This window comes from Primorskyibacter flagellatus (genome assembly GCF_900176485.1).
In the GTDB taxonomy this organism is placed as follows: Bacteria; Pseudomonadota; Alphaproteobacteria; order Rhodobacterales; family Rhodobacteraceae; genus Primorskyibacter; species Primorskyibacter flagellatus.
Map to the genome: position 1 here is coordinate 1 of NZ_FWYD01000055.1, position 2915 is coordinate 2915.

Below are 2915 nucleotides of genomic sequence, written 5' to 3' on the forward strand. Positions count from 1 at the left end.
AACCTCGGCCTCATGGGCGTCGGAACGCTCGCTTTTGGTGCTTTTATTCGTGAGATTACCCATGTTTTCGAGCGTAACATTTTGATGTCCGATAAGGCAAACTTATTGGACATATTATTGCATTGAAAAGCGGGGCGGTTTTGGCGCTATATTGTGGCGAAAAGCGCCGTGCCTGGGTAGGCTCGGGGCATGACATATGCCCGCACATCCCTCGATGACGACCCTCAGACATTACCCCGCATGCCGTCGTGGGTCACCAGCGCGCGTGCGGAAACCCCTGAGGATGTGGCCTTTTTGTCAGGGGCGGCGCTGGCGCACCTGCATCTTGTGATGGCAGACAAAGACGTCCCCATGGTCTTGTTGCGCGACCGGCTGGCTCTGGTTGCGGCGGAGGCCTGCATTGGATTTTCCGGACGCATGGAAAGGGGAGCTGCGTGACGTGGTGGCGTTTCTGCAGCCGGGTGATCTGCCCGGTCCGGCAGGGGAGACCTACCTTGCCTGGCGACGCGCGGCGGAGTGGCCGGTGTCTATCAAGGCTCTGGGCCGCGCCTTGCCGACATTCGAGCCGGGCCAGATCGCCAAGTGGCTCGACGCCGGCAGGGGGCTCCGGTCAGTCGCGCGGCAATGGTGCTGGAGGCGGTACTAAACGATGCCACCCGTGCCGAGGTGCCCGCGCTCGTTCTCGCTGACGTGCCCCTCGCTCAGGCGTTCGGTTGGGATCATCTTGTGCCGCTTTTGGCCGTTGGCCTGGAACGCGCTGATCCGGCAGACGACCCGGTGAAGATGCTGCTGGACGGCAAGCTTGATGCGGCGATCCTTGGGCTGAACAGGCCAAAGGACGAGCGTATCAAACCCCTGATTGCGGATCCGCATGCGGCCGCTCAAGACTGGTATGCCGGTGAAGGGCTGGTGCCGCCGAACCATTACCTGATGGTGCATAACGCGCTTTGCGATCAGCGCCCTGACATCGTGCGCGAGTTGTGGCGAATGTTGGTCGACAGCCGCGCCGCCGTCACCCCCGAAGGCGACATGGATCCGTGGCCGATCGGGATCGAGGCCAACCGCAAGGCTTTGGCCTGCGCGGCCAAATATGCCGAACAGCAGCACATGCTGACCGCCCCTATCAAGGTGGACGATCTGTTCCACCCGCTGATCGGGGAAATCGCCGGCTAGGTTTGCTCGGAGCGCACTTCCGCTTTAATGGCGGCTGCATTTTGGCCTTGTGAAAAATTCGGGAAATGGCGCAGCAGCGGCCATTTCCCTTTTTTCATATGACAGGCGCTTGCCGCGCGATGCGGGCGAGACAAAGGCGCGGTTTACAGTCTTATCTAGGCTCAGGACTTCGGTAACGGGACCACTTCTGTCAAGAGATTTCGCGCAAGCAGAGTGATCCGCCACAGCGGTGCTTTTGGGTCGTCGTGTCCGCCCTGCTTTCTCACACAGCCTTTGGCTGAGGTCCTTTGGGTACATGCTTCGGTTCGTGGTCAGCGCGACGGCTGCCAACATGATGCTGGTTCGATGTAATTCCGATGTGCCCATCTCATAGGCGTGCTTGACGGATGTCAGCGACAGTCCTGACCACGGCATCATCGGAACCACGTCCCTGCGGGACCTCGAAAGCTTGCGATTAATCAGGCAACGGTTCTGGGCTGTAGATCAGATCATTTTCGGGGCTGCATCTGGTTGGAAGACGGAGCCATCGATCCAGATCCGATGGAGAATGACAGCAATGCGGCGCGCGAGGGCGACCATCGCAATTTTCCGACCACGTCGCTGCGCGAGTTGGGCTCCCCATGTTCTCAGCCATGTCGATCGGCCACGGTTCATCATGACGGTCGCAGCCTGGCACAGCGCTCGCCGCAGATTGACATCCCCAGCCTTCGTGATGCCGCCGGACACATCTCGCTCACCAGACTGATTGCGCGAAGGCGTCAGGCCGACCCAGGGACCGATCCTCTTCGAAGTCCGAAAGCGCGTCGGATCATCCACGGCTGCGCGGAAGGTCAGTGCCACGACCGCACCGACCCCAGGCATCGTCATCAGACGGCGGCAAACTGGATCGTCTTGAGCAAACTGGCGCACGTGCTTCTCAAGGGTCGCAAGCTCTTGTCGCAGGGTTTCCCTGGCACGCAGCATTGGTGCTGTAGCGGTTTCCAGCATCGGATTGCCATCTGCCAATTCCCGAATCCGGGCCTCGAACCTACCGCGAGAGATCGCGCCGACCTTTAGGCCGAAGTTCCGGAGCAGCCCTCTCAGAGACATTTCCAAGGCGATCATATTCTGTTGAATGGCTTTCCGAGCGCCGAGTACAGCGCGAGTTTCCTGAGCGGAGACAGATTTACAGTGAACCGGACGGAACCAACCGAGATGAAGAAGTCGAGCGATCCCTTCGGCATCGCGTCGATCCGTCTTGATCGGCATGGCCTTCAAAGCACCCTTCACCTGGCGCGTTTCCATCAGTACAGCATCCAAGCCCGCCTCGATCAGACCACGGTGCAGCCATTGAGACAAAGGCCCAGCTTCCAGGCCAACCACTGCAACGCGCCCGTCCAGTTCGTACAGCCAACGCGACAAAACCTCGGGTTCACTCGCGGCCTCAGCCTCTCTGATTATCTCACCATGCTCGCTGATCACGCAGATCGCGGTTTTGTCGAGCGATACATCCAATCCAATAAACAGTCTCATTCCGTCATCCTCCATGTGGGTTCAATAGGGGAATGACGGCAGCGCGGCGCTGATCTGACAAGTGGCAACGGCGGTGCGTGACGCAGGCCCCGTTACAGCATCTCGTTGTCGGTTCATAGCCAGAACAAAACTGTGGCTGCGAGGGCGATGGCTGACAGGAAGACCTTCGGGCATCTGTCGTATCGCGTCGCGACACGTCGCCAATCTTTCAGGCGACCGAACATGATCTC

Annotated in this window: 1 protein-coding gene and 2 pseudogenes; 1 reads left to right on the forward strand and 2 read right to left on the reverse strand. The window is 59.6% G+C overall.

Features of this window, described 5'->3' with window-relative positions; translation table 11 throughout:
* Positions 1 to 189: 189 nt before the first annotated feature.
* Positions 190 to 1173: pseudogene (locus B8991_RS20845) on the forward strand (DUF1403 family protein).
* Positions 1174 to 1656: 483 nt separating this feature from the next.
* Here the strand turns inward: B8991_RS20845 and B8991_RS20850 are convergent.
* A complete protein-coding gene (locus B8991_RS20850) occupies positions 1657 to 2685 on the reverse strand; it encodes an IS110 family RNA-guided transposase (protein ID WP_084355197.1) in 1029 nt (342 codons plus the stop codon).
* 113 nt (positions 2686 to 2798) lie between these two features.
* A pseudogene (locus tag B8991_RS21350) lies at positions 2799 to 2915 on the reverse strand (IS5/IS1182 family transposase); the annotation flags it as partial.